Consider the following 395-nt stretch of genomic DNA (forward strand, 5'->3'; position numbering starts at 1 on the left):
TAACAGCCGATAAGTGTGAACATTTGATGCGTGAACCATTTACCTGATTCGTGCAAACTCTAGAAAGGAGGTGATCCAGCCGCACCTTCCGATACGGCTACCTTGTTACGACTTCACCCCAGTCACGAATCCTACCGTGGTAAGCGCCCTCCTTACGGTTAAGCTACCTACTTCTGGTAAAACCCGCTCCCATGGTGTGACGGGCGGTGTGTACAAGACCCGGGAACGTATTCACCGCGACATGCTGATCCGCGATTACTAGCGATTCCAACTTCATGCAGTCGAGTTGCAGACTACAATCCGGACTACGATACACTTTCTGCGATTAGCTCCCCCTCGCGGGTTGGCGGCGCTCTGTATGTACCATTGTATGACGTGTGAAGCCCTACCCATAA

The 395-nt window shown here is 51.9% G+C and carries 1 rRNA gene; it reads right to left on the reverse strand.

Going from position 1 to position 395, the window contains the following annotated elements:
• Positions 1–63: 63 nt before the first annotated feature.
• Positions 64–395 (reverse strand): 16S ribosomal RNA (locus tag AC0V2Y_RS28740); the annotation flags it as partial.

The sequence above is a fragment of the Janthinobacterium sp. BHSEK genome (assembly GCF_056174685.1).